The sequence below is a fragment of the Plantibacter sp. MMLR14_011 genome (assembly GCF_001865025.1).
GTDB lineage: Bacteria > Actinomycetota > Actinomycetes > Actinomycetales > Microbacteriaceae > Plantibacter > Plantibacter flavus_A.
In genome coordinates this window covers 1-292 of the sequence record NZ_MJGW01000035.1, presented here as the reverse complement: position 1 = coordinate 292, position 292 = coordinate 1, and the positions used below count along the sequence as shown (strand labels likewise).

The window sequence follows — 292 nt, the reverse complement described above, 5'->3', positions numbered from 1 at the left end:
CGGATCGACACCGGCCGACCGCGGCGGTGGATGGCGTAGGCGAGCGCCAACCCGAGGACCACGTAGATCGCCCAGGCGTGCAGGCCCCAGTGCAGGAACGTCTGGGTCAGGGCCTGCTGTGCGAGTTCCTTCTCGGTCCCGGTGACCCCGGGGCGCGGCGACGCGAAGTGGCTGAGTGGTTCGGAGACGCCGTAGAACACCAGGCCGATGCCCATGCCCGCCGCGAAGAGCAGGGCGAACCAGGACCCGGTGGAGAACTCGGGCTCGTCTGCGTCCTTCCCGAGCGTGATGT

The 292-nt window shown here is 69.5% G+C and carries 1 protein-coding gene; it reads right to left on the bottom strand.

Annotated features, from left to right (window positions below; all coding sequences use genetic code 11):
- Positions 1–292 (bottom strand): BCCT family transporter (locus BIU99_RS12715; protein WP_175484392.1); only part of this gene is annotated, 292 nt, incomplete at both ends.